At 70.3% G+C, this 25,375-nt stretch carries 18 protein-coding genes and 1 pseudogene; 11 read left to right on the top strand and 8 right to left on the bottom strand.

What is annotated here, in order from left to right:
• The first annotated feature begins 322 nt into the window (after nt 1-322).
• The 5 genes from VIW71_RS23615 to VIW71_RS23595 all read left to right on the top strand — a co-directional run bounded on the left by VIW71_RS23615 (nt 323) and on the right by VIW71_RS23595 (nt 6,666).
• Complete coding sequence (locus VIW71_RS23615; protein WP_414720821.1) at nt 323-1,360, top strand: ABC transporter permease; 1,038 nt, start codon at nt 323-325, stop codon at nt 1,358-1,360.
• Nucleotides 1,361-1,463: 103 nt separating this feature from the next.
• Complete coding sequence (locus tag VIW71_RS23610; RefSeq protein WP_331624571.1) at nt 1,464-3,260, top strand: ABC transporter substrate-binding protein; 1,797 nt, start codon at nt 1,464-1,466, stop codon at nt 3,258-3,260.
• A 95-nt stretch (nt 3,261-3,355) separates the two neighbouring features.
• Nucleotides 3,356-4,333 (top strand): ABC transporter permease, encoded by a 978-nt coding sequence (locus VIW71_RS23605; RefSeq protein ID WP_331624568.1) that lies wholly within the window; start codon nt 3,356-3,358, stop codon nt 4,331-4,333.
• A gap of 11 nt (nt 4,334-4,344) precedes the next feature.
• Entirely contained in the window at nt 4,345-5,406 is a 1,062-nt protein-coding gene (locus tag VIW71_RS23600; RefSeq protein WP_331624567.1) for an ABC transporter ATP-binding protein, read from the top strand.
• Nucleotides 5,407-5,538: 132 nt separating this feature from the next.
• Entirely contained in the window at nt 5,539-6,666 is a 1,128-nt protein-coding gene (locus VIW71_RS23595; RefSeq protein WP_331624566.1) for an ABC transporter ATP-binding protein, read from the top strand.
• Between the two features lie 240 nt (nt 6,667-6,906).
• Here VIW71_RS23595 and VIW71_RS23585 read toward each other — a convergent pair.
• The 6 genes and pseudogenes from VIW71_RS23585 to VIW71_RS23560 form a co-directional block, all read right to left on the bottom strand.
• A pseudogene (locus VIW71_RS23585) lies at nt 6,907-7,101 on the bottom strand (dienelactone hydrolase family protein); the annotation flags it as partial.
• Nucleotides 7,102-7,746: 645 nt separating this feature from the next.
• A complete protein-coding gene (locus tag VIW71_RS23580) occupies nt 7,747-8,838 on the bottom strand; it encodes an ABC transporter ATP-binding protein (protein ID WP_414720820.1) in 1,092 nt (363 codons plus the stop codon).
• Nucleotides 8,801-9,859: an ABC transporter ATP-binding protein gene (locus VIW71_RS23575; RefSeq protein WP_331624565.1), complete on the bottom strand. Its 1,059-nt coding sequence runs from the start codon at nt 9,857-9,859 to the stop codon at nt 8,801-8,803. Before VIW71_RS23575 ends, VIW71_RS23580 begins: the two co-directional genes overlap by 38 nt.
• Before the next feature lie 11 nt (nt 9,860-9,870).
• Entirely contained in the window at nt 9,871-10,863 is a 993-nt protein-coding gene (locus VIW71_RS23570; RefSeq protein WP_331624564.1) for an ABC transporter permease, read from the bottom strand.
• On the bottom strand, nt 10,856-11,779 hold the full coding sequence (locus VIW71_RS23565) for an ABC transporter permease (protein ID WP_331624563.1): 924 nt from the start codon (nt 11,777-11,779) through the stop codon (nt 10,856-10,858). The genes VIW71_RS23570 and VIW71_RS23565 overlap by 8 nt, the downstream gene beginning before the upstream one ends.
• 44 nt (nt 11,780-11,823) lie before the next feature.
• Nucleotides 11,824-13,452, bottom strand: a complete 1,629-nt coding sequence (locus tag VIW71_RS23560) for a peptide ABC transporter substrate-binding protein (protein ID WP_331624562.1) — start codon at nt 13,450-13,452, stop codon at nt 11,824-11,826.
• Between the two features lie 249 nt (nt 13,453-13,701).
• Here VIW71_RS23560 and VIW71_RS23555 point away from each other — a divergent pair, with 249 nt between their 5' ends.
• Nucleotides 13,702-14,508, top strand: coding sequence for a peptidoglycan-binding protein (locus tag VIW71_RS23555; RefSeq protein WP_331624561.1), 807 nt, complete (start codon nt 13,702-13,704; stop codon nt 14,506-14,508).
• A 136-nt stretch (nt 14,509-14,644) separates the two neighbouring features.
• Here the strand turns inward: VIW71_RS23555 and typA are convergent, their stop codons facing one another.
• Both typA and VIW71_RS23545 read right to left on the bottom strand, forming a co-directional pair.
• A complete protein-coding gene (gene typA / locus VIW71_RS23550) occupies nt 14,645-16,513 on the bottom strand; it encodes a translational GTPase TypA (protein WP_331624560.1) in 1,869 nt (622 codons plus the stop codon).
• 513 nt (nt 16,514-17,026) lie between these two features.
• Nucleotides 17,027-18,805, bottom strand: coding sequence for an ABC transporter family substrate-binding protein (locus VIW71_RS23545; RefSeq protein ID WP_331624559.1), 1,779 nt, complete (start codon nt 18,803-18,805; stop codon nt 17,027-17,029).
• A 336-nt stretch (nt 18,806-19,141) separates the two neighbouring features.
• Between VIW71_RS23545 and VIW71_RS23540 the strand changes: the two genes are divergently transcribed.
• The 5 genes from VIW71_RS23540 to VIW71_RS23520 all read left to right on the top strand — a co-directional run.
• Entirely contained in the window at nt 19,142-19,429 is a 288-nt protein-coding gene (locus VIW71_RS23540) for a hypothetical protein (RefSeq protein ID WP_331624558.1), read from the top strand.
• A gap of 90 nt (nt 19,430-19,519) precedes the next feature.
• On the top strand, nt 19,520-20,362 hold the full coding sequence (locus tag VIW71_RS23535) for a hypothetical protein (protein WP_331624557.1): 843 nt from the start codon (nt 19,520-19,522) through the stop codon (nt 20,360-20,362).
• 1 nt (nt 20,363) lies between these two features.
• Nucleotides 20,364-22,280, top strand: a complete 1,917-nt coding sequence (locus VIW71_RS23530) for a fumarate reductase/succinate dehydrogenase flavoprotein subunit (RefSeq protein ID WP_331624556.1) — start codon at nt 20,364-20,366, stop codon at nt 22,278-22,280.
• Nucleotides 22,277-23,047 (top strand): succinate dehydrogenase/fumarate reductase iron-sulfur subunit, encoded by a 771-nt coding sequence (locus VIW71_RS23525; RefSeq protein WP_331624554.1) that lies wholly within the window; start codon nt 22,277-22,279, stop codon nt 23,045-23,047. The genes VIW71_RS23530 and VIW71_RS23525 overlap by 4 nt, the downstream gene beginning before the upstream one ends.
• 270 nt (nt 23,048-23,317) lie before the next feature.
• The coding region (locus VIW71_RS23520) for a TPM domain-containing protein (RefSeq protein WP_331624553.1) at nt 23,318-25,375 on the top strand (2,058 nt) is incomplete at its 3' end.

Here is a 25,375-nt window from a genome sequence, read left to right as displayed (position 1 = left end):
GGCGCGCTCCGGCCGGCCTACGGCACCCGCACGGCCGTACGGTGTTCAGACTGCTCGGTCCGTATATCGGAGTTGCGACAGTTAAGTTGCCTGCGTGTAAACGCGTTTCGTCATGGCATATCCGATTTGACGGACACCGTGAAGAGCTGTCAAGCACGCAGGGAGGACGATCTGCAAAACCTTCGCTCAAGATGCCAAACAACAAGGTTTCTTCCCTCCTCCCCCCCTTGACTGGAAGTTGATTCCATTGCGAAAGTCCGCTCAACCCGCGACGCACAACCCCGTCGCGTCAACCCGGACTCCTGCTGCGGGGGCAATCGCGATGACGAGTTCCACATCCACCACGGACACCGAGGCACCTGGGGGCCTCGGTGGACCTGACGACGTGACGAAAGAGGTCCCGCCCAAGGGCGCCGCCGAGTTGACGGGGCGTTCCCCCGGCCAGCTGATGTGGCGGCGCTTCAAACGTGACCGCACCGGGGTCGTTTCGGCCTACGTCGTGATCTTCTTCTTCGCTGTCGCCATCCTCGCGCCGCTGATCGCCAAGGTGTACGGCAAGGACCCGTACACTCTCTACGGTCAGGACGACCCGTCCCTGCTCAACGAGTTCGGCTACCCCGTCGCCCCCAACGGCGGCGTCAGCGGCGACTTCTGGTTCGGCGTCGAGCCCGGACTCGGCCGGGACGTGTTCACCCAGCTCCTCTACGGCATCCGCACCTCACTGGGCATCAGCATCGCGGTCACCATCGCCGTGACCCTCACCGCGATCCTGCTGGGCGTCGCGGCCGGCTACCTCGGCGGCAGGACCGACTACTTCATCGGCCGGGTCACCGACCTGCTGATGGCGTTCCCCTCGCAGCTCTTCTTCGTCGCCTTCATGCCCATCGTCGTGGCGATCGCCGTCGACCCCGCGGACGAGACACCGACCTGGCTGCGGGTCACCGCGCTGATCGCCGTACAGTGGTTCCTCGGCTGGATGGGTCTGGCCCGGCTGCTGCGCGGTCAGGTACTGACCCTGCGCGAGCGCGAGTTCATCGAGGCAGCCAGGGTCACCGGCGCCTCCCCGTGGCGGATCATCCGCCGCGAACTGCTGCCCAACCTGGTCACGCCGATCCTGGTGCAGGCGACCCTGATGCTGCCCGGGTTCGTGACGGCGGAGGCCGGTCTGTCGTTCCTCGGCGTGGGCATCGTGGAGCCGACGCCCGACTGGGGGCGGATGTTCGCCAAGGGCGGCGAGGTCTACCAGAACGACCTCACCTACATGTTCTTCCCCGGCATCGCCATGGTGATCTTCATCGTCGCGTTCAACCTGCTCGGGGACTCGGTCCGGGATGCGTTCGATCCGAAAACCGCACGCTGAGCAGTACCGAGGGGGGTGGCTGCCGCCCCGCGACCGGATGAGTCAGGCAGCTCAACAGGGTAACGACAAAAACAGGGGTGCATTAACCGATATGAACGTCTACATGCGTAGAACCCGTGCCGCGATGGTGGCGGTCGCCGCGGGAGCGCTCGTTCTGACCGCTTGCAGCAGCGGCGGCGGAGGCGGCGGGACCGAGAACAAGGACGCCAAGGACAAGCAGAGCAAGAGCGCCCAGGACCTGCAGGCTCAGATCACCTTCGGCGACGCCGCCGCCTCGACCGGTCCGGCCGAGGAGGTTCCGGGCGCCACGCCCGGCGGCACCCTGAACGCCCTGGAGCTGAACAGCTACACCCACCTGGACCCGGGCCAGATCTACGTCAGCAACGAGGGTCAGCTCGCCACGCTGATCCACCGCGGCCTGACGACGTACAAGCTGGACAGCAAGGGCAAGTACACGGTCGTGGGCGACCTGGCGACCGACAGCGGCCAGTCGCCGGACGGCGGCAAGACCTGGAAGTTCCAGCTGAAGGACGGCATCAAGTGGGAGGACGGCGCGCCGATCACCTCCAAGGACATCCGGTGGTCCGTGGAGCGGCTGTTCGCGCCGTTCGTCACCAACGGCCCGGCCTACCTCCAGCAGTGGCTCGCCGACACGGCCGGCTCTGACTACCGCAAGCTGCTGCCGGACGGCCCGTACAAGGGCAAGCACCTGCCGGACACCCTGCTGGAGACGCCGGACGACAAGACCATCATCTTCCACTTCCCGACCGCGCAGCCGGACGCCCCGTACCTGTTCGCCATGCCCGGTTACTCGGTCGTCGACTCCGCCAAGGACACGAAGGAGAAGTACGACAAGGCGCCGGTCGCGGCGGGTCCGTACAAGATCAAGTCCTTCGTCAGCGGCAAGTCGATGACGCTGGTGAAGAACACCAACTGGGACCCGAAGACGGACGCAGCCCGTCACCAGTACGTCGACGGCTACAACATCACGTTCAACATCACGGAGGAGGACTCCACCAAGCGTCTGATGTCGGACGCCGGTGACAACCAGTCCTCGCTGAGCTTCTCGAACGCGGTCGACACCGACAACACGCCGAAGGTCGTCGGCACCCCGTCGATCTACAAGCGCACGGTGGCCGGCTACCAGCCGTTCGTGGGCCAGATCAACTTCAACATGCTGAAGATCAAGGACGTCAAGGTCCGCAAGGCGCTGGCCCTGGCGATCCCGACCAAGTCGGTCTGGCAGGCGCTCGGCGCGACCTACGGCGCCGAGTACGCGGGCGGCTTCCTGAGCCCCTCGCTCGCGGGCTACAAGAAGGCCGACCCGCTGGGCAAGGTGGCGCACCCCGAGGGTGACCAGGTCGCGGCGAAGAAGCTCCTCACCGAGGCCGGCAAGCTCAACACCAAGATCACCTACGCCTACATCAACACCCCGGCGGGCCAGGAGTACTCGGTCGCCATCGCCGCGGCGCTGAAGAAGGCCGGCTTCGACGTCCAGCGCAAGGAACTGCCGTCCGACACGTACTACGACCTGGTCGGCAAGGTCGACAACCCGTACGACATCTACGCCAGCGCGTGGGGCGCTGACTGGCCGAGCACCCTGACGGTGATCCCGCCGGTCTTCGACGGCCGGACCATCGCCGACCAGGCGTCGAACTACTCGCACGTCAACGACCCGAAGATCAACAGCGAGATCGACCGGATCAAGACGATCACGGACCCGGTGAAGGCCGCTGACGAGTGGTTCAAGCTCAACACCTACATCGTCACGGAGGTCGTCCCGGCCGTGCCGACGGTCTACTACAAGCAGCTCCAGATCTTCGGTTCCAAGGTGGGCGGCGTCGTCTACAACAACGTCACCGCGGGCGTCGACCTGACGAAGCTGTACCTCAAGAAGTAAGCATCCGCACGGTTCCGGTGGGGCCGGCCTTCACGGCCCGGCCCCACCGGGGTGCGTCTCCTCCCACCGCCGCCGTCCCTTGAGAGCTGCGACCCATGCTTCGATTCCTCGTCCGCCGGACGCTCGGCGCTCTGGTCATCCTGTTGTTCATCAGCGCCTTCACGTACTTCCTGTTCTTCGCCATTCCGCACGACCCGGCGCTGCTGTCCTGCGGCAAGAACTGCACCCCGGAGAACATCAAGCTCATCCACAAGAACCTCGGCCTCGACGAGCCGATACCGGTGCAGTACTACCACTACATGGTGGGCATCTTCGCCGGGCGTGACTTCGCCGCCGGGCCCTGCCCCGCGCCGTGCCTGGGCTACTCCTTCGCCACCAGCGACCCGGTCTGGCCGACCCTGCTGGACCGTCTGCCCACCACGATCTCGCTGACCCTCGGCGGCGCCATAGTCTTCCTGCTGGTCGGCGTGGGCGCCGGCATGGTCGCGGCCTGGAAGCGCGGCACCCTGACGGACAAGGTGTTCAGCTCGGCCTCCCTGGTGCTCAGCTCGATGCAGATCTACTTCATCGGCCCCATTGTGCTGGCCCTGCTGGTCTACAACAACCAGATTTTCGACCAGCCCAAGTACGTGCCGTTCAGCGAGAACCCGGTCGACTGGTTCAACGGGCTGTTGATCCCCTGGTGCGTGCTGTCGATCATCTTCACCGCCAACTACACCCGCATGGCACGGTCCACGCTGGTCGAACAGCTCCAGGAGGAGCATGTCCGCACTGCCCGGGCCAAGGGCATGTCCAGCTCCTACGTCTTCTTCCGGTACGCCTGGCGCGGATCGCTGATCCCCATCATCACCATCCTGGGCATCGACCTCGGCAGCCTGTTCGGCGGCGCGATGATCACCGAGCAGACCTTCGCGTTGGCGGGTCTCGGTCGGCTGGCGGTGGAGTCGGTGACCAAGACCGACCTGCCGATGCTGATGGGCGTGATGCTGTTCAGCGCCGCCCTGATCGTCCTGTTCAACATCATCGTGGACGCCGCCTACGCGTTCATCGACCCGCGCGTGCGCCTGGCCTAGGAGAACCGTCAGTGACCACCATGACCAAGCCCGAGGAAGGCGCCCTCCCGACCGGGTCGGACGCGTTCCTCTCGGTGCGCGACCTGTATGTGCACTTCTCGACCGAGGACGGCGTCGTCAAGGCAGTGGACGGGCTCTCCTTCGACCTGGAGCGCGGCCAGACGCTCGGCATCGTCGGCGAGTCGGGCTCCGGCAAGTCGGTGACCAACCTCGCGGTCCTCGGCCTGCACAACCCGAAGACCACCGAGATCGCCGGTGAGATCGTCCTCGACGGCCAGGAGCTGACCGGCGCGAGCAACCGCACCATGGAGCGGCTGCGCGGCAACAAGATGGCGATGATCTTCCAGGACCCGCTGACGGCCCTGTCGCCGTACTACACGGTGGGCCGGCAGATCGCCGAGCCGTACATGAAGCACATGGGCGCCAGCCGCAAGGAGGCGCGCGACCGGGCGGTCGAGATGCTGGAGAAGGTCGGCATCCCGCAGCCCAGGACCCGGGTCGACGACTACCCGCACCAGTTCTCCGGCGGTATGCGGCAGCGCGCCATGATCGCGATGGCCCTGGTCTGCGACCCGGACCTGCTGATCGCGGACGAGCCGACGACCGCCCTCGACGTGACCGTGCAGGCGCAGATCCTGGACCTGCTGAAGGACCTCCAGCAGGAGAACGGCTCGGCGATCATCCTCATCACGCACGACCTGGGCGTGGTCTCCAACGTCGCCGACAACCTGCTCGTGATGTACGCCGGACGGGCCGTGGAGCGCGGCACGGTACGCGAGCTGATCAAGGAGCCGCAGCACCCCTACGCGTGGGGCCTCCTCGGCTCGATGCCGCGGCTGAGCTCCTCCGTGGACGAGCCCCTCACGCCGATCCCCGGCTCGCCGCCCAGCCTGCTCAACCCGCCGTCCGGCTGCGCGTTCCACCCGCGCTGCCCGTACCCCGAGCTCGTCGGCGGTGACCGCTGCGCCACCGAGCCGCCCGAGCTTCCTGCCGGGCGGGGTTCTGCGTGCCACCTGACGGCCGAGCAGAAGCGTTCCGTATTCATCGAGAAGATTCAGCCCCGACTGGGCTGACCGGTCATCCGGGCATCCGAGGACGAAGCCGAGGTGCAGCTCAGAGTGGAGGTCACTCCCGAGGAACGAGGGAGCGGCATCCGCCCGAAGCGGAACCGAGGCGGAATCCGCGCCCAGGAGGGGCAAACCACCATGAGCAATGACATCACTCTCACCAAGGCCGACGCGGTCCCCGCACCGCAGGACCGGCCGGTCGGCGAAACACTGCTGGAAGTCAGCGGTCTCACCAAGCACTTCCCGATCTACGGCGGCTTTCCGATCAAGCGGCAGGTCGGTGCCGTCAAGGCGGTCGACGGTGTCGACCTGAGCGTGCGCGCCGGGGAGAGCTTCGGCCTGGTCGGCGAGTCCGGCTGCGGCAAGTCGACGACCGGACGGCTGGTCACGCGGCTGCTGGAGCCGACCGGGGGCACCATCAGCTACCGGGGGCAGAACATCGCCCACGCCAGCCGGAAGCAGCTCATCCCGATCCGCTCCGAGATCCAGATGATCTTCCAGGACCCGTACTCGTCGCTGAACCCGCGGCAGACCGTCGGCACCATCATCGGCGGCCCGATGGAGATCAACGGGATCAACCCGCCCGGCGGCCGGGAGAACCGGGTCCGGGAACTCCTGGAGACCGTCGGCCTCAACCCCGAGCACTACAACCGCTTCCCGCACGAGTTCTCCGGCGGCCAGCGGCAGCGGATCGGCGTGGCCCGGGCGCTCGCCCTGGAGCCGAAGCTGATCGTGGCGGACGAGCCGGTCTCGGCCCTGGACGTGTCGATCCAGGCGCAGGTGGTGAACCTGCTCCAGCAGGTGCAGAAGGAACTCGGCATCGCGTTCCTGTTCATCGCCCACGACCTGGCGATCGTCCGGCACTTCTCGCAGCGGGTGGCGGTGATGTACCTCGGCAAGATCGTGGAGGTGGGCGACCGCGACTCGATCTACAACAGGCCGCGTCACCCGTACACCCACGCCCTGCTCTCCGCCGTGCCCGAGATGGACCTGGAGGGCGAGGAGCGCGAGCGGATCCGGCTCGCCGGGGACGTGCCGTCGCCGATCAACCCGCCGTCCGGCTGCCGGTTCCGTACCCGCTGCTGGAAGGCGCAGGACAAGTGCGCGACGGAGGAGCCGCCGCTGCTGCAGATCGACGGGAACGCCGAGGGTCACCTGACCGCCTGCCACTTCCCCGAGGAGCCGACGATCGCCGCCCGGGACGAGGACATCGTGCTCGACCCCGCACTGGCCGCGATCGAGGAGGGCACGGGCAAGACCCCCTGACCCGGACCCGTTTCGGCCTCCCCTCGGAGGTGGGCCCGTACCCGGGTGTTCCGGCCTCCGGTACCGGACACGACGAAAGCCCCCCGCGCCTTCCGGGCAGCGGGGGGCTTTCGTCGTTCAACGATCACACGCGACCTACCGCAGATAGGTCTGCTGCCACTCCACGGATGTCATGTTCAATGCGGCTTCGGCAAGCTCTTGGGCCGACGCGGTCTTGAGCGAAGCCAAGCTCGTGTCTGAGTCGAAGGCAAGCGCCACGTACCCCAGTTCGGCGAGGGCATCGGCCCGGCGGCGCTCGACGTCGCTGAGCCCCGTGCCCTCTGGGCCAAGCAGCACTGCGGGCCGGCGGTCGATACCGGCCGGGAGCGCGAGGTGCCCGATCATCGTCAGACCGTCGGCCAGGTACTCGACCGTGCGCGTGGTAATCGTCGGCATGAGACTGGACGGTAGTGATCGTTGGGCCCGGTCGGGCCGGGGTTCACCGCTGGCAGAACAGCGCGGGTGTCCCTCTGGCCGCGCCAGAAACCGCTGAAGATACGGATGTTTCTCAGCTGCCGTGTCGGTGGGACGTCAACTGCTGGAACCGATCGTTCCTGGTGCTGGCTGCCGACGGCCAGCAACATGCTGCCTCCGTCTGGGGCGACCAGGCGCCGCCGCTCGACCGGCCGAAGCGAAGCCCACTGCGTGCGCTTGCCGTTGACCCTCCCGCCTCGCGCATCCGCTTCGGTCACCACCAGCGGCTCTCCCCATCGCGCCGGCGGACGCCACGACGAACCCTCGGCGGCGAGGGGGCGGAACAGGTCCAGGTAGCCGTGCACTTCGGCCAGGGCTGCGTAGTCGATCCAGGTTGTGCGGTACTTGCGTCCCTTCGTGATGCCGGCCGCCACCGGGAAGGGGATCGGCAATGCCGTCGGCGCGGGAGGAAGCGGCGGAACCTCGGTCGTGAGCAAGTAGGTGAACTCCTGTCGGCGCAGGCCAGTCGACAACGCCAGCCGGCCGATTGCCGCGTTGCGGGCCGTCTCCCTGCCGCGGAACTGCTCGTCCTCGCCTCCGTCCGGCCGCAGCCCCGCCAGCGGCGCCTCACGCCGGCGGCACCACCTGCTTCTCCTCCGCGAAGTGGCACGCCGAGGGGTGCTCGGCCGGGCTCGCCGTCCCGCGGAAGGAGGGCGGTACGGCCAGCGGCGGTTCCTCCAGCGCGCACTGCTCCCGCGCCTTCCAGCAGCGGGTCCGGAACCGGCAGCCGGAGGGCGGGTCGGCCGGTGAGGGCACGTCGCCGGCCAGGACGATGCGCCCCTCACGGCTCTCGCGCGCCTCGGGGTCGGGCAGCGGCACAGCGGAGAGCAGGGCCTGGGTGTACGGGTGGGTGGGGTGCTCGTAGATCGCCGCGTCCGGGCCGATCTCCACGATCTTGCCGAGGTACATCACGGCCACCCGGTCGGAGATGTGCCGGACGATGGACAGGTCGTGCGCGATGAACACGTACGCGAGGCCGAACTCGTCCTGGAGCCGTGCCATCAGGTTGATCACCTGCGCCTGCACGGAGACGTCGAGGGCGGAGACCGGTTCGTCGGCGACGATCACCTCGGGGCGCAGGGCGAGGCCGCGGGCGATGCCGATGCGCTGCCGCTGGCCGCCGGAGAACTGGTGCGGGTACCGGTTGACGTACTCCGGGTTGAGCCCCACCACGTCCAGCAGTTCCTGCACGCGCCGGCGCCGGTCGCCCTTGGGCGCCACCTCGGGGTGGATGTCGTACGGTTCCCCCACGATGTCACCGACCGTCATCCGCGGGTTGAGCGAGGTGTACGGGTCCTGGAACACCATCTGGATGTTGCGGCGGACGGCCTTGAGCGCCCGCCCGGACAGGGCGGTGATGTCCTCGCCCTTGAAGATGATCCGGCCGGCTGTCGGGCGTTCCAGATGGGTCATCAGCTTGGCGAGGGTGGACTTTCCGCAGCCGGACTCGCCGACGACGCCCAGCGTCTCGCCCGGATACAGGTCGAAGGAGACCCCGTCCACCGCCCGGACCGCGCCGACCTGCTTCTTGAGGACGATGCCCTGGGTCAGCGGGAAGTGCTTGACCAGGCCGGCCACCTGGAGGATCGGCTCGCGGTCGCCGACCGCGGCGGCTGCCGGGTCAGGCGCCGGGGTGGTCGGCTGCGGCGCTGTCGACACCGAGGGTCTCCTTCCAGAAGTGGCAGGCACTCGTCCGCTCGGCGTTCACCCGGTACAGCGGCGGGACGTCGGTACGGCACACCGGCCGCGCCATCGGGCAGCGGGGGTGGAAGGCGCAGCCGGGCGGGATGTGCAGCAGGCTGGGCGGCAGGCCCTTGATCGCGTACAGCTCCCGGCCCTTGCGGTCCACCCGTGGGATGGATTCCAGCAGGCCCTTGGTGTACAGGTGGGCCGGCGCCCGGTAGATGTCGTGGACCGGCGAGGTCTCGACGATACGGCCCGCGTACATCACGGCGATCCTGTCGGCCACATCGGCCACCACGCCGAGGTCGTGGGTGATCAGGATCAGGCCCATGTGGTATTCGCGCCGGAGGTCGGCGAGGAGCTCCATCACCTGGGCCTGCACGGTGACGTCGAGCGCGGTGGTGGGCTCGTCGGCGATGATCAGGTCGGGTTCCAGCGCCATCGCCATGGCGATCATCACGCGCTGCCGCATACCGCCGGAGAACTGGTGCGGGTACTGCCTGACCCGCTCGCGGGCGGCCGGGATGCGGACCCGTTCCATCAGCTCGATCGCCCTGGCGCGGGCGTCCTTGCGGGACAGGCCGCGGTGCACGGTGAACATCTCGCCGAGCTGGTCGCCCACGCTGAGCACCGGGTTGAGCGCCGACAGGGCGTCCTGGAAGATCATCGCCATCCGGGCGCCGCGCACCCTGCGGCGCTCCTCGCCGGAGACCTTCAGCAGGTCCCGGTCCTGGAAGATCACCTCGCCCCGGGTGACGAAGCCCGGCGGGGAGTCCAGGATGCCCATGACGGCCTGCGCGGTGACCGACTTGCCGGACCCGGACTCGCCGAGTACGGCCAGCGTCTCGCCCGCGCGCACCGCGTAGTCCACTCCGTTGACGGCCTTCGCCACGCCGTCCCTGGTGCGGAACTCCACGTGCAGATCCCGTACCTCCAGCAGCGGTCCTTCGGCGGCCGCCCCCTCCGGGGCGGGGGTGACGTCCAGGCTCGTGGTCATCGGCGGGCTCCTCAGCGCAGCTTGGGATCGAGGGCGTCGCGGACCGCGTCGCCCAGCATGATGAAGGCGAGCACGGTGACACTCAGCGCGCCGGCCGGCCACAGCAGCATGTGGGGGGCGTTGCGGATCTGGTTGGACGCGGCGGAGATGTCGATCCCCCAGGAGACGGTGGGCGGGCGCAGTCCCACCCCGAGGTAGGACAAGGTGGCCTCCAGGGCGATGTACGTGCCCAGCGCGATGGTGCCGACGACGATGACCGGCGCGACCGCGTTGGGCGTGATGTGCCGCAGCAGGATGCGGGAGTTCCCGGCGCCCAGCGCGCGGGCGGCCTGGACGTAGTCGTTCTGCCGGGCGGTGATCACCGAGCCGCGGGCGATCCGGGCGATCTGCGGCCAGCCGAGCAGCACCATGAAGCCGACCACCGGCCAGACCGTGCTGTTGGTGACCACCGACAGGAAGACCAGGCCGCCGAGGATCACCGGGATGGCGAAGAAGATGTCGCTGGTCCGGGAGAGGATCGCGTCCCACCAGCCGGCGAAGAACCCGGCCAGACCGCCCAGCACGCTGCCGAGGATCACCACGCCGGCGGTCGCGCAGACGCCGACGGTGACCGAGGCGCGGGCCCCGTACACCACCCGGGTGTAGACGTCGCGGCCCTGGTTGTCGAAGCCGAAGGGGTGGCCGGGCGCGGAGCCCTCCTGGGAGCGGGCGAGATCCGCCTTGAGCGGGTCCTGGGTGGTGAGCGCGCCGGGCCACAGCGAGACGAAGACCAGGAAGAGGATGATCAGCGCGGAGACGATGAAGATCGGGTTGCGCCGCAGGTCGTGCCATGCGTCGGACCACAGGCTGCGGGGTTTGCCCAGCGGACCGCCGGAGACCTGCCCGGTGCCCGGTGGCTGCTCCGGCCGGCCGGCCTCCTCGGCGGCCAGGTCCGTGCCGCCGCCGGAGCCGCCGCCCGGCGCGATCGCCTGCTGCGGATCCAGCGGGTAGCTCTGTTCAGGCATAACGGATCCTCGGGTCCAGGACCGCGTAGAGCAGGTCGACGAGCAGGTTCGCCAGCAGGAAGACCAGCACCAGGATGGTGACGAAGCCGACCACGGTCGGCGAGTTGTTGCGGAGGATGCCCTGGTAGAGCTGGTAGCCCACGCCGTGGATGTTGAAGATGCGCTCGGTGACGATGGCGCCGCCCATCAGGGCGCCGATGTCGGTGCCGATGAAGGTGACCACCGGGATCAGCGAGTTGCGCAGCAGGTGCCGCACGATCACCCGGCGGCGCGGCAGGCCCTTGGCGACGGCGGTGCGTACGTAGTCGGCGCGGGTGTTCTCGGCGATGGAGGTACGGGTCAGCCGGGTGACGTAGGCGAGCGAGACCAGGGCGAGGACCAGGCCCGGCAGGACCAGTTCGCCGAAGGGGGCTTCCGGGGACACCGAGGGGCTGGTCCAGCCCCACTGCACGCCGAACAGGTACTGGAGCACGTACCCGGTGACGAAGGTCGGCACCGAGATGACCACCAGGGTCAGCAGCAGCACTCCGGTGTCGACCGGACGGCCGCGCTTCATGCCGGTGAGCACGCCGAGCGTGATGCCGATGGCGATCTCGAAGACGATGGCGACTGCGGTGAGCCGGATGGTGACCGGGAAGGCGCTGCCCATCAGTTCGGTGACGGGCTGTCCGTTGAAGGCGGTGCCGAAGTCCCCGGTGAAGATGTTCTCCATGTAGATCAGGTACTGCTTCCACAACGGGTCGTTGAGGTGCAGGTCCTCCCGGATCCGGGCGGCGGTGGCCGGGTCGGGCGCGCGGTCGCCGAAGAGCGCGGCGACCGGGTCGCCGAGCGCGTACACCATGAAGAAGATCAGAAAGGTGCTGCCGATGAACACCGGGATCATCTGGAGCAGCCGCCGGATCACATACCGTCCCATGCGGGGCCTTCCGGGTGAGCGGCCGGGTAGTTCACTGTCCGGCCTCAGCCGACCTTGATCTCGTTGTAGACCGGGACGCTGAACGGGTTGAGCAGCACGTTGCTGAGGTTCTGCGAGTAGCCGGCGCTGCCGTTCTGGTACCACAGCGGGATCGCCGGCATGTCCTTGACGAGTTGTTTCTCCGCGTCCTGGAACATGCCGACGGCCGCGCCGGCGTCGGTCTCGGCGTTGGCCTCGTTGACCAGCCGGTCGAAGGTGGCGTTGCTGTAGTGGGAGTCGTTGGAGGAGGCGTTGGTGTAGTACTGCGGCTGGAGGAAGTTCTGGATCAGCGGGTAGTCCATCTGCCAGCCGGCCCGGAACGGGTTGTCCATCTGCTCGTTGGTGACCCTGCTCCGGAAGTCGGCGAAGGTGCCGGTGGGGGCGCCGACGCAGGCGTTGTCGTTGCCCAGCGCGTTGTTGATGCTGTTGCAGACCGCGTCCACCCACTCCTTGTGGGAGCCGGTGTCGGCGTTGTAGTTGATGGTGATCTTCCCGTCGGGCAGGCCGCCGCCCTGCTGGATGAGCTGCTTGGCCCGGTCGGGGTTGTAGGTGCACTCGTCACCGCACAGCCCCTTCTGGTAGCCGCCGGCCGCGCCGAGCACCGGCGAGGTCCAGTCGCTTGCGGGGGTGCGGGTGCGCTGGAAGATCTGGCTGGTGATCTGGTCGCGGTTGATCGCCATCGACAGGCCCTGCCGCACCATGGCGGACTGCGCGCCGGACCAGCGGGGGTTGTACAGCGGGAAGGCGAGCGTCTGGATGATGCCGGCCGGCTGGTTGATGTACCGGTCGCCGAGGTCGGCCTTGACGTTCCTGAGCTGGGATGCGGGGATGTCGTCGACCAGGTCGAGGTTGCCGGCCTGGAGGTCGGTGTACGCGGTGTTGCTGTCGGTGTAGACCTGCAGGTCCACGCCCTCGTTGGCGGCGGCGTCCGGGCCCTTGTAACCGCTCCACCTGCGCAGGCTCATCGTGGCGCCCTTGGTGTACGACTCGATGACGTACGGGCCGTTGCCGATCGGCTTGCCCAGCCAGGCGGCGTGGTCGGTGAAGAACACGTTCGGCAGCGGGTAGTAGGCGGAGTAACCGAGGGTGTCGGGCCAGGTGGAGAACTTCTGGTTCAGCCGGACCGTGAACTCGGTGTCGGAGACCTTCGTCAGGCCCGACATCGTCTGCGCGGTGGGCGTGGCTCCGGCGGCGTCCGGGTGCACCTTGTCGTAGCCCTCGATGTAGCTGAAGAAGGGTGCGTTGATCTGTGCGTTCTTCAGCAGCGCGCCGTAGTTCCAGGCGTCGATGAAGGAGTCGGCGTCGACCGGCTCGCCGTTGCTGAAGGTCCAGCCGGACTTGATCTTGATGTCGAAGTTCTGCGAGTCGCCGGTGGTGATCGACTCGGCGATCATGTTCTCGGCCGCGGCCGTTTTCGGGTTGTACCGCTTGAGGCCGCGGAAGGTCATGTCGAGCACCTTGCCGCCCTGCACCTCGTTGGTGTTGGCCGGCTCCAGGGGGTTCTGCGGGTCGCTCCAGGAGGCGCGTACGATCCCGGAGCCGCCGCCGGAACCGGTGCTGCTGCCGCAGCCCGCGACGACCAGGGCGACGGCCGTCACGCCGACGGTCCACTTCGAGATCGTGGCTCCGCGCATCTCGTGCCTCCTCCGGGGTCACCAAGGACATGTGATGACCCATAACACCGCAATAAGCCCAAAATCGCACTTATCATCCCTCGTGTCGCGGCACCCAATGCGTTGGCCAACGCATTGGGGCAGGACTCGGTGCGACGCCGGATATTCACCCGCCACGGCCGCATGAAATGACCGGTCCGCGTCAAGAATGGGTACGGCCGCACAGCCACGGCCGGAAGCACCGCCTACGCCCCCTCAGAGGAGACCCCTGTGTGCGACGTGACACCCGCCGGCTCCACCCCCGCCGCCACCCCCACGCCCGCCGCCGGACCCGACCGCCGTACGCTGCTGCGCTACGGCACCGGCGTGCTCGCCGCCGGCCTCGCCACCGCCGCCGGCCTGGCCTTCGCCACGCCCGCCGGGGCGTACGGCTGGCCCGCCTCGCTCCGCCAGGGCGACTCCGGCCCTGCCGTCACCGAGCTCCAGATCCGGGTGGCCGGCTGGGCCGCCGACTCGCCCTCGCACACCTACGTGGCCGTGGACGGCGCCTTCGGCCCCGGTACCGCCGCCGCCGTCAGGCGCTTCCAGGCCGCGTACGGGCTGACCGTGGACGGTGTGGCCGGGGCGCAGACCTTCTCCGTGCTCAACTCGCTGGAGAGCGCGGACGGCTCGACCTCGCACTTCGACTTCTCCGAGTTCTACAGCCACGACGGCGCCGGCTTCTCCGGCGGCAAGGTCGGTTCGGCCACCGTCAAGGAGAACGTGCGCCGCCTGATGTACAAGCTGGAGGCGGTCCGCAAGAAGGCCGGCAACAGCCCGGTCACCATCAACTCCGGCTTCCGCAGCGTGGCGTACAACACCAGCATCTACGGCTACCCGACCAACTCCCAGCACCAGTACGGCATCGCCGCCGACATCGTGGTCTCCGGATACTCCACCAAGTCGATCTACCAGATCGGCGAGCGCAGCGGCTTCTCCGGCCTGGAGTCGTACTCGCACTCCTGGCAGCACATGGACAGCCGGGTCGAGTACCCGTACGGCGCCCAGGCGTGGTGGTGGGAGGACGGCACGGTCTGATCAGGGCCACCCTCCCTGCCAGCGGCCCTGCCGGCCGTGACGCGGCGAGAACGAGACGGCCGTCCGGAGATCGGACGGCCGTCTGACGTGCGCGAGGCGGTGCGGAGTGGTAGGCGGGCATCACCCGCGGTGACGATCAGCCGTGCTTGGCGCGGGAGGCGGCCCGGCCGCGCTCCTTCTGGTCGAGGACGACCTTGCGGATGCGGACCGTCTCCGGGGTCACCTCGATGCACTCGTCGTCCCGGCAGAACTCCAGGGACTGCTCGAGGGAGAGCTTGCGCGGCGGGACGATCGACTCGGCCACGTCGGCGGTCGAGGACCGCATGTTGGTGAGCTTCTTCTCCTTGGTGATGTTCACGTCCATGTCGTCGGAGCGGGAGTTCTCGCCGACGATCATGCCCTCGTAGACCTCGGTGCCCGGTTCGCAGAAGAGCACGCCGCGCTCCTGGAGGTTGGTCATCGCGAAGGCGGTGACCGCGCCCGCCCGGTCGGCGACGAGCGAGCCGTTGTTACGGGTGCGCAGGTCGCCGAACCACGGCTCGTGGCCCTCGAAGATCGAGTGCGCGATGCCGGTGCCGCGGGTCTGGGTCAGGAACTCCGTGCGGAATCCGATCAGGCCGCGGGACGGCACGATCCACTCCATCCGGATCCACCCGGAGCCGTGGTTGGTCATGGTCTCCATCCGCCCCTTGCGGGCGGCCATGAGCTGGGTGATCGCGCCCAGGTGCTCCTCGGGCGAGTCGATGGTCATCCGCTCGATCGGCTCGTGCACCTTGCCGTCGATCTCCTTGGTGACCACCTCGGGCTTGCCGACGGTCAGCTCGAAGCCCTCCCGGCGCATGGTCTCCACCAGGATGGCCAGCGCCAGCTCGCCGCGGCCCTGCACCTCCCAGGCGTCCGGGCGCTCGGTCGGCAGCACCCGCAGCGAGACGTTGCCGACCAGCTCGCGGTCGAGCCGGTCCTTGACCAGCCGGGCGGTGACCTTGTGGCCCTTGCCGCCCTTGCCGACCAGCGGCGAGGTGTTCGTACCGATGGTCATCGAGATGGCGGGCTCGTCCACGGTGATCAGCGGCAGCGCGACCGGGTTCTCCGGGTCGGCCAGCGTCTCGCCGATCATGATGTCCGGGATGCCGGCGACCGCGCAGATGTCGCCGGGGCCGGCGCTCTCGGCCGGCTTACGGGTCAGCGCCTCGGTCATCAGCAGTTCGGTGATGCGGACGGTGGAGATGGTGCCGTCGCGCTTGATCCAGGCGACGGTCTGGCCCTTCTTCAGGTGGCCCTGCTCGACCCGCAGCAGCGCGATACGGCCGAGGAAGTTGTCCGCGTCGAGGTTGGTGACGTGCGCCTGGAGCGGGGCGGCCTCGTCGTACACCGGTGCCGGCACGGTGGACAGGATGGTGGAGAAGAACGGCTCCAGGCTGTCGCTGTCGGCCGGCACGGTGCCGTCCTCCGGCTTGGTGAGCGAGGCGACGCCGTCGCGGGCGCAGGCGTAGACGATCGGGAACTCGATCTGCTCCTCGTCCGCGTCCAGGTCGAGGAAGAGGTCGTAGGTCTCGTTGACGACCTCGTCGATGCGGGAGTCGGGGCGGTCGGTCTTGTTGATGCAAAGGATCACCGGCAGCCGGGCGGCGAGCGCCTTGCGCAGCACGAACCGGGTCTGCGGCAGCGGGCCCTCGGAGGCGTCCACCAGCAGGACGACCGCGTCCACCATGGACAGGCCGCGCTCCACCTCGCCGCCGAAGTCGGCGTGGCCGGGGGTGTCGATGATGTTGATGGTGACCGGGTCGCCGCCGTCCTTCGGGTGGTACTTCACGGCGGTGTTCTTCGCGAGAATGGTGATGCCCTTCTCGCGCTCCAGGTCGTTGGAGTCCATCATCCGGTCGTCCAGCTGCTGATGGGCGGCGAAGGCGCCGGCCTGCTTCAGCATGGCGTCGACGAGGGTCGTCTTGCCGTGGTCGACGTGGGCGACGATGGCGACGTTACGGATATCGTGGCGCGTGGACATGCTGGGGCGCTTCTCCCGGAATCGTGGATGACGTCACGCCCCTCATTGAGCGTCCGCCCGCCGGGCAAGGTCACGCCGCGGCCTCCCCCCATGGTACGGGCCCGACATGCCGACCACCCGCCCGGACGGCCCCTGAGACCCCGTGACGGGCCGACCGCCGCTCCCGCCGTCCCGCCTCGGGCGCTCCTGCAGTGCGGCACCGGCTCGACGCGGAGGTCCAGCCCCAGGGCCCTGGCCGGCCGGTCCAGGACCGGCGGCGTCGGTACGGTGCCGCCCGCCTCGAACCGTGCGACGGCGGACTGCGTCAGCCCGGCCCCGCGCCGCCCCGGCTCGCTCTGCTCTGCGAGAGCCCCCGTACCGGCCGACGCCGCCGCACCGCTCCGCCCAGCTCGAACCGCGGCCTGGCGCCGCGTACGCCTCCTCGATCCGCACAGCGACGACCCGCGCCCGCCGTGCGTCGGCGGTATGCCCCGGCCGCCGGTGCCGACGGGGTGAGGGCCGGGGCGCGCGGGGCTATCTGCGGAAGCCGAGGTCTTCGTAGCGGGGGGTCTCGAAGCCGAAGGCGCCGGCGTTGGCGACGGTGGTGCGCAGGGCGGTGAGTTGGGGGCGCTGGTAGAGGGGGATGGAGCCGGCGGCGGCCCAGATGCGGGAGTCGGCCTGGTCGGTGAGGCGGCGGGCCTCGGCGGTGTCGAGTTCGGCGGCGGCCCGGGTGAGGAGCTGGTCGATCTGGTCGGTGCCGACGCGGCTGTAGTTCTGGGCGACGGTGAGGGAGCCGTCGGGCGCGGGCACCGGTTTGGCGAAGATCGGGGCGGCGTCGGTGGCCGGGAACGCGCTGCCCGGCCAGGAGTACAGGGCCAGCTCGAAGTCGCCCGAGGCGACGTGGTCCGGGAAGTAGCCGACCCCGTCCACCCTGGTCAGCTCGGTGCGGATGCCGATCTCGGAGAGCATGCGGGCGATCCGGGCGCCGACGTCGGCCAGCGTCGGCGAGTCCGCGGGGAGCACGAACCGCAGCGAGAGCTGCTTGCCGTTCTTCGCCACCGCCGTGCTCGGTTCGACCACGGTGACCGCGCCGGACGCGGCGGTACGGCCGGGCCCGGCCGCCTTCTCACCGGTCTTCGCCACCGACCGTTTCCAGCCCGCGTCGGCCAGCAGCGCCCGCGCCGCCTGGACGTCGCCGGCGCCCAGCGCCGAGCTGTGGTCGGCGTATCCGTCCTGGGAGGGCAGCACCAGGTGATTGCCGAGCGGCGTCGCGGGCAGCCCCAGCGGCTCCAGCACGGCGGTGGCGATCTTCTTGCGGTCCACCGCGCGGGCCACCGCGCGCCGGACCGTCTCGTCGGCCAGCGCCCCCGTGCTGCCGTTGATGGCGAGCTGCGCGTAGGCCGCGCCGGGCGCCTTGCGGATCGCGATCCCCCGCACCCTGCCGACCGCAGCCAGCGCCTCGGGCTCGACCTCGGCCAGGTCCAGGCGTCCCGCGGCGAGCTGCACGGCCCGCTGGGCGTGGGGCACCGCCGCCAGCACCAGCGCGTCCAGTTTGGCCCGCTCGCCCCACCAGGAAGGGTTGCGGACCAGCGTGACCGTACCGGCCTTGGCGTCCACCGCCTTCAGCGCGAAGGGCCCGGCGACCACCGGCAGCCCGGTGCGGACGCCGTCGTTGAAGGTGTCGGCATCGGAGGTGACCGAGGCCGGGTAGAGCGGGCTGAACAGGGACTTCCAGTCGGCGTAGGGGGTGGCGAAGGTGACCTTGACCTGGCGCGGCCCGTCGCCCTGACGGACGTCGGAGATCCGGTCGTACCCGGCGTTGCGGGCCGTCCAGTACGCGGAGTCCTGCCCGCTGAGCGCCTTCCACTGGGCGGTGAAGTCGGCCGCGCCGATCGCCCGCCCGTCGCTCCACTTCGCCTTCGGGTTGAGCCGGTACGTGACCACCTGGCGCGGTTCCTGTGCGGTGACCTCGGCACCGGCGAGGAAGTCGTGGTCGGCCAGCGGGTTGCCGTGGGCGTCCAGCCGGAACATCACCGGGAGGGTGGCGCCGGCCACCGTCGCGGTGCCGGCACCGGCGTCGGCCTGGTAGGTGTTCAGGGTGCTCGGCAGCGCGTCGATGGCCCACCGCAGGGTGCCGCCGTCGCGTACCCCGGCCCGCGCCACGGTGGCCACGTCGGCGCCGGCGGTGCCGGCCGCGTTGCCGCCGCCGGAGGAGCAGCCGGTGAGGGCGGTGGCCCCGGCGGCGAGCACGACGGCGATACGCGGGGCGGGCGGGCGGCCGTGCGAGGGCCTGCGGTGCACGGGTCGGAACATCGGTCGGACACCTCCGCGGCCTCGGCGGCCCTGACGCCATACGCCGGGGACGCACTCATCTGTTCTGGTATGCCGTTTTTCAGGTAATTACCTGGGTAATGGCACCGTAGGATTCCGACAAGCGATCGCCGACCCGCCGCCCGAACCCGTACGGACCACCCGTCCGGCCCATTCCCGGCCCGGCCGCAGTACCACGTGCGGTGGTAATCGGTGCAGCCGTCTTCACAAGACGCAGTGTGACGCGCGACACTCACAGGCGCGGCACCCGCCACGCACGCACCCCGCGCACCGGTGCGTACCGCGTCACCCATCGCACGGCAGATGGTGAGGGCATCCATGTCCATACAAGACGATCTGACATCGGTCCAGCGACGGCTCGACGACCTCATGCGCTGCGTGGCCCGGCTGCGCGAGCACACCGGTGACAGCCTCGACATGCGGCGCGTCCGTACCGACGCCGACCACCTGCGGGAAAGCCTGTCGCTGCTGCAGGCCGCCGTCCCGGCCGCGGCGGGCGGGCGCACGGTCGAGATGGTGACCGTCCCGGACGCCCCCTACGACCGCGGGCTGTGGGCGGACGCGGAGGACGAGGGGCTGGGCTCGCCGTACCGGCACGCGCCCTGACCCTCACCCCGGCCGACCCCCCCCGTACCAGCCCCCACCGGGGGGCGCCCTCATAGCGCGCCCCCTCTCCCTGCCCGTTCGGAGTCTTCTTTGGCCACCGGAACCACTCCCCCCTCGACGCCGGGCCCGCCTCGGACACGGGACAGCGGCGTCCGTGCGCCGGGCCGCGCCGCGATCCCGGCCCCCCACCTGCGGACCGACCGTTGGTGGGTCCCGCCGCTGGTCACCGCGCTCGGCCTGGCCGTCTTCGTCGGCTACTCGACCTGGCGGGCGTTCGCGAACGGCGACTACTACGCGGCCCCGTACGTCTCGCCCTTCTACTCGCCCTGCCTCGCCTCCAACTGCACCGACATGCGCGGCGGCGCCGACTGGGCGCTGTTCGGCGACTGGTGGGGCCTGTCCCCCGCGCTGCTGGTGCTGGTCTTCCCGCTGGGCTTCCGGCTGACCTGCTACTACTACCGCAAGGCGTACTACCGCGGCTTCTGGGCGTCACCGCCGGCCTGCGCGGTCCCCGAGCCGCACCGGAAGTACACCGGCGAGACCCGGCTGCCGCTGATCCTGCAGAACCTGCACCGGTACTTCTTCTACTTCGCGCTGCCGGTGGCGGGCATCCTCACCTACGACGCCGCGCTCGGCTTCCGCGACGAGCACGGCGCGTGGGGCCACGCCGGGCTCGGCACCCTGATCCTGCTGGTGAACATCGTGCTGATCTGGGTGTACACCCTGTCCTGCCACTCCTGCCGGCACATCGTCGGCGGCAAGCTGCGGCACTTCTCCGCCCATCCGGTGCGCTACCGGTTGTGGCGCTGGGTCGGCGTGCTCAACGCCCGCCACATGCTGTTCGCCTGGTCCTCGCTGATCAGCGTCGGTGTCGCGGACCTCTACGTGTACCTGCTGGCCGGCGGTGCCTTCGACGATCCGAGGTTCTTCTGAGATGACGAACGTGGAACGGCACGCGTACGACGTGGTCGTGGTCGGCGCGGGCGGCGCGGGTCTGCGGGCCGCGATCGAGGCCCGCGAGCGGGGCATGCGGACCGCCGTGATCTGCAAGTCGCTCTTCGGCAAGGCCCACACCGTGATGGCCGAGGGCGGCATCGCGGCCAGCATGGGAAACGTCAACCCGGGCGACAACTGGCAGGTGCACTTCCGCGACACCATGCGCGGCGGCAAGTTCCTCAACCAGTGGCGGATGGCCGAGCTGCACGCCCAGGAGGCTCCCGACCGGGTGTGGGAGCTGGAGACCTGGGGCGCCCTGTTCGACCGCACCCCGGACGGCCGGATCTCGCAGCGCAACTTCGGCGGCCACGAGTACCCGCGCCTCGCGCACGTCGGCGACCGTACCGGCCTGGAACTGATCCGCACCCTCCAGCAGAAGGTCGTCTCCCTCCAGCAGGAGGACTTCGCCGAGACCGGCGACTACGAGGCCCGGCTGAGGGTCTTCCAGGAGTGCACGATCACCCGGGTGCTCACGCAGGACGGCCGGGTGGCAGGCGTCTTCGGGTACGTGCGGGAGTCCGGCCGGCTCTTCGTCATCGACGCGCCCGCGGTGGTGCTGGCCACCGGCGGCATCGGCAAGTCCTACAAGGTCACCTCGAACTCCTGGGAGTACACCGGCGACGGGCACGCGCTGGCGCTGCTGGCCGGGGCGCCGCTGGTGAACATGGAGTTCGTCCAGTTCCACCCCACCGGGATGGTCTGGCCGCCGTCGGTGAAGGGCATCCTCGTCACCGAGTCGGTGCGCGGCGACGGCGGGGTGCTGCGCAACAGCGAGGGCGCGCGCTTCATGTTCGACTACGTGCCGGACGTCTTCATGGACAAGTACGCGCAGACCGAGGAGGAGGCCGACGGCTGGTACTCCGACCCGGACCACCACCGCAGGCCGCCCGAGCTGCTGCCCCGCGACGAGGTGGCCCGCGCGATCAACTCCGAGGTCAAGTCGGGCCGCGGCACCGCGCACGGCGGCGTGTACCTGGACGTCTCCACCCGGCTGCCGGCCGAGGAGATCACCCGGCGGCTGCCGTCGATGCACCACCAGTTCAAGGAGCTGGCCGACGTCGACATCACCGCCGAGCCGATGGAGGTCGGCCCGACCTGCCACTACGTGATGGGCGGCGTGGACGTGGATCCCGACACGGCGGCGGCCCGCGGGGTGCCGGGGCTGTACGCGGCGGGCGAGGTCGCGGGCGGCATGCACGGCTCCAACCGGCTCGGCGGCAACTCCCTCTCCGACCTGCTGGTCTTCGGGCGGCGGGCGGGGCTGTCCGCGGCGCGGTACGCGGCCGGGCTCGACGCGGCGGGGCGGCCGGTGGCCGGTGCGGAGCAGATCGACCGGGCGGCGGCGGAGGCGCTGCTGCCGTTCGCGGTCGCGGAGGCGGGCGAGAATCCGTACACCCTGCACCAGGAACTGCAGCAGGTGATGAACGACCTGGTGGGCATCATCCGGCGCGGGCCCGAGATGGAGAAGGCGCTCGAACGCCTGGCGGAGCTGCGCGACCGGGCGCGGTCCGCGGGGGTCGAGGGCCACCGGCAGTACAACCCCGGCTGGCACCTGGCGCTCGACCTGCGGAACATGCTGCTGGTCAGCGAGTGCGTGGCGCGGGCCGCGCTGGAACGCACCGAGAGCCGCGGCGGGCACACGCGGGAGGACCACCCCGCGATGGACCGGGCGTGGCGGAGGATCAACCTGGTGTGCGAGCCGGCGGCCGCGGACTCCGGGCCGGCGGGTGACTCCGGCGACGGGCAGATCGTGGTGCGCCGCCGGTTCATGGACCCGATCCGGGACGATCTGCTCGCCCTCTTCGACCGCGACGAGTTGCTCAAATACCTGACGGACGAGGAGCTCGACCGGTGACTTCCTACACGGCGCACTTCAAGGTGTGGCGGGGCGACGCGGCAGGGGGCGCCCTGCGCGACTACGAGGTCGAGGTGAACGAGGGCGAGGTCGTCCTCGACATCATCCACCGCCTCCAGGCGACCCGTACGCCCGATCTCGCGGTCCGCTGGAACTGCAAGGCCGGCAAGTGCGGCTCGTGCAGCGCGGAGATCAACGGGCAGCCCAAACTCATGTGCATGACCCGCATGTCGGTGTTCGCCCGCGACGAGACGGTGACGGTCGCCCCGATGCGGGCCTTCCCGGTCGTCCGGGACCTGGTCACGGACGTCTCCTTCAACTACGCCAAGGCCCGCGAAGTGCCGTCCTTCGTGCCGCCGAAGGGCCTCGCCCCCGGCGAGTACCGCATGGCACAGGTCGACGTGGAACGCTCCCAGGAGTTCCGCAAGTGCATCGAGTGCTTTCTGTGCCAGGAGACCTGTCATGTGGTGCGGGACCACGAGGAGAACAAGTCCGTGTTCGCCGGGCCCCGGTTCCTGATGCGCGTCGCCGAACTCGACATGCACCCGCTCGACGCGGCCGCCGAGGCGGGCATCGACCGGGCGACCTCCGCGCAGGACGAGCACGGGCTGGGCTACTGCAACATCACCAAGTGCTGCACCGAGGTGTGCCCGGAACACATCAAGATCACGGACAACGCGCTCATCCCGCTCAAGGAGCGGGTCGCCGACCGCACGTACGACCCGCTGGTCTGGCTCGGCGCGAAGATCCGCCGCCGCGGGCAGTAGCGCGCCCCTGGGAGCACCGCGCCCCGAGCAGCACCGCGCCCCCGGGGAACACCGCGTCCTGGGAACTGGGCCGCCGCGAGGAGCAGCCCGCTACCGGAGGGGTGACGCCCGAGCTCGTGGAGTGGGCGGCCGAGGAACGAGGCGGTCCGCGCAACGAGCGAGCAGGAACCCCGACCACCCCCGGTCCGGGTCGCGCCGCGGGCAAACCGCGCATAGCCTCCGAAAAGGAGCCACGCGGTGTGCCGTGGCGCGGTAGCGGGAGGCGGCGCGGTGCGCAGGAAACGTCGGACGGTCCCCGCGGTGCTCGCCGCCCTGGCCGCCGTCGCGCTGTGCGCCGCCGCCCGGACCGGGGACCCCACCGAGGACCCGGGGCCGCTCGTCCGGGCGGGGCAGGTCACCGACCGGGTCAACGCCGTGGGCCCGCGCGCCCCGCAGGTGCGGAAAGCGGTACACCGTTTGTACGCCACCCGGCGGATACACCTGTTCGTCGTGTACGTGAGCACGTTCGACGGCCTCACCCCGCAGGACTGGGCGAACGCGACCGCGGTGCGGAACGGGCTCGGGCGCAACGACGTACTGCTGGCCGTGGCGACGCGTGACCGGCAGTACGCGGTGTCGGCGGACCAGGACGCCGGGCTGACGCACGCGCAGCTCGACGAGGTGAGCGAGGTGGCGATCGAACCCGCGCTGCGGGAGAACGACTGGGCCGGGGCCGCCGTGGGCGCGGCGAACGGCTACGAGGCCGTGCTCAGCGGCCGGCCGGTGCCGCCCCCGGCGATCATGCCGGGGGCGGCGGAACCCGCGGGCACGGTCGAGCCGGGCACCGGCAACGGTGCGGGGGACCTGTGGATCCCGGTCGTCCTGGTGGCGGCGGCCGGAGCGGTGGGCGCGTACGCGTACCACCGGCGCCGTACCGGACCACCGGGACGCGGCGGCGTGCCGGTGCCGACCGGCCAGATCAGAGGGTGGGGCGCCAAGCGGCCCACCCCGCTGACGCCGTTGCCGGAACTGGACTCCCAGGCCCGCCACCTCCTCGTCGCGACGGACGACGCCGTCCGCACCAGCCAGGAGGACGTCGGCTTCGCGGCGGCGCAGTTCGGTGAGGCGGCCGCGCAGCCGTTCGCGGAGGCGGTGGCATACGCGAAGGGCGAGCTGACCGCCGCGTTCCGGCTGCGGCAGCGGCTGGACGACGCCTGTCCCGAGGACGACGAGACCCGGCGGCAGATGCTGGACGAGATCCTGTCCCGCTGTACGCAGGCGAACCGGCGACTGGACGCGGAGTCGGCGGCGTTCGACCGGCTGCGGGCGATGGAGGCGAACGCCCCGCAGGTGCTGGAGCGGGCCGAGGCCACCGCCGCCGCCCTGCCGGGCCGGATCGCCGCCGCCGAGGCGGCCCTCGTGGCACTGGCCCAGCGGTACGCCGACGCCGCGCTGGAACCGGTCGCCGGCCACCCGGCCGAGGCCCGCGACCGGCTGGAGTTCGCCCGTACCGGCCTGGACCAGGCCCGCGCCGCGATCGGGACCGACCGCGGCTGGGCGGCCGTGTTCGTCCGCGCCGCCGAGGGCGCCCTCGGCCAGGCGGCGACCCTCGCCGACTCCGTCACCCGCAGGGAGCGCGAACTGCGCGAGGCCGACAGCGCGCTGCGGGCGGCGCTGGCCGAGACCGAGGCCGACCTCGGCGCGGCCCGCGCCCTGCTGGACTGCGGCGGACCGGCCCCGGCCGGCGACCGGCACGCCGACCTGCGGGGCCGGATCGCGCGCGCCGAGGCGGTACTCGCCGATGTCGCCAAGGAGCCGGCGGTCGGCCGTTACGACCCGATCGCGTGCCTGCGCCGGCTGGAGGAGGCCGACGCCCTGCTGGACGCGTCGCCGGCCGGAGCCCGGGACCAGCGGATCGCGAACGGCCGGGCGGGCACGCTGCTGGACCAGGCGCTGCTGACCGCCCGCAGCGAGGTCGCCGCGGCCCGGGACCTGATCACCACGCACCGGGGCGCGATCGGCAGCCAGGCCCGCACCCGCCTCACCGAGGCCGAACGCCGTTTGCACCAGGCCGAGTTGTCGGCCCCAGCGGACTTCTCCGGCGCGCTGGATCACACCCGCGAGGCGGACCGGCTGGCCCGCCAGGCGCAGGAGATCGCACAGCGGGACGTGGCCGAGTACGGGGGTCACCGCGGATACGGCCCCTACGGCGGCGGGCGCTTCGGGGAAGAGGCGAGCGGTCTGGGCGGCGCGGTGCTCGGCGGCATCCTCCTGGGCGGCGTCCTCGGCGGAAGCGGCGGTCGGGGCGGGGGCGGCGGGGGCGGCGGGGGTGGCGAAACCTTCAGCGGC

The sequence above is a fragment of the Streptomyces sp. genome (assembly GCF_036524955.1).
Lineage (GTDB): Bacteria > Actinomycetota > Actinomycetes > Streptomycetales > Streptomycetaceae > Actinacidiphila.
The sequence above is the reverse complement of the archived record's forward strand: the minus strand, read 5'-3'. Positions and strand labels throughout refer to the sequence as shown.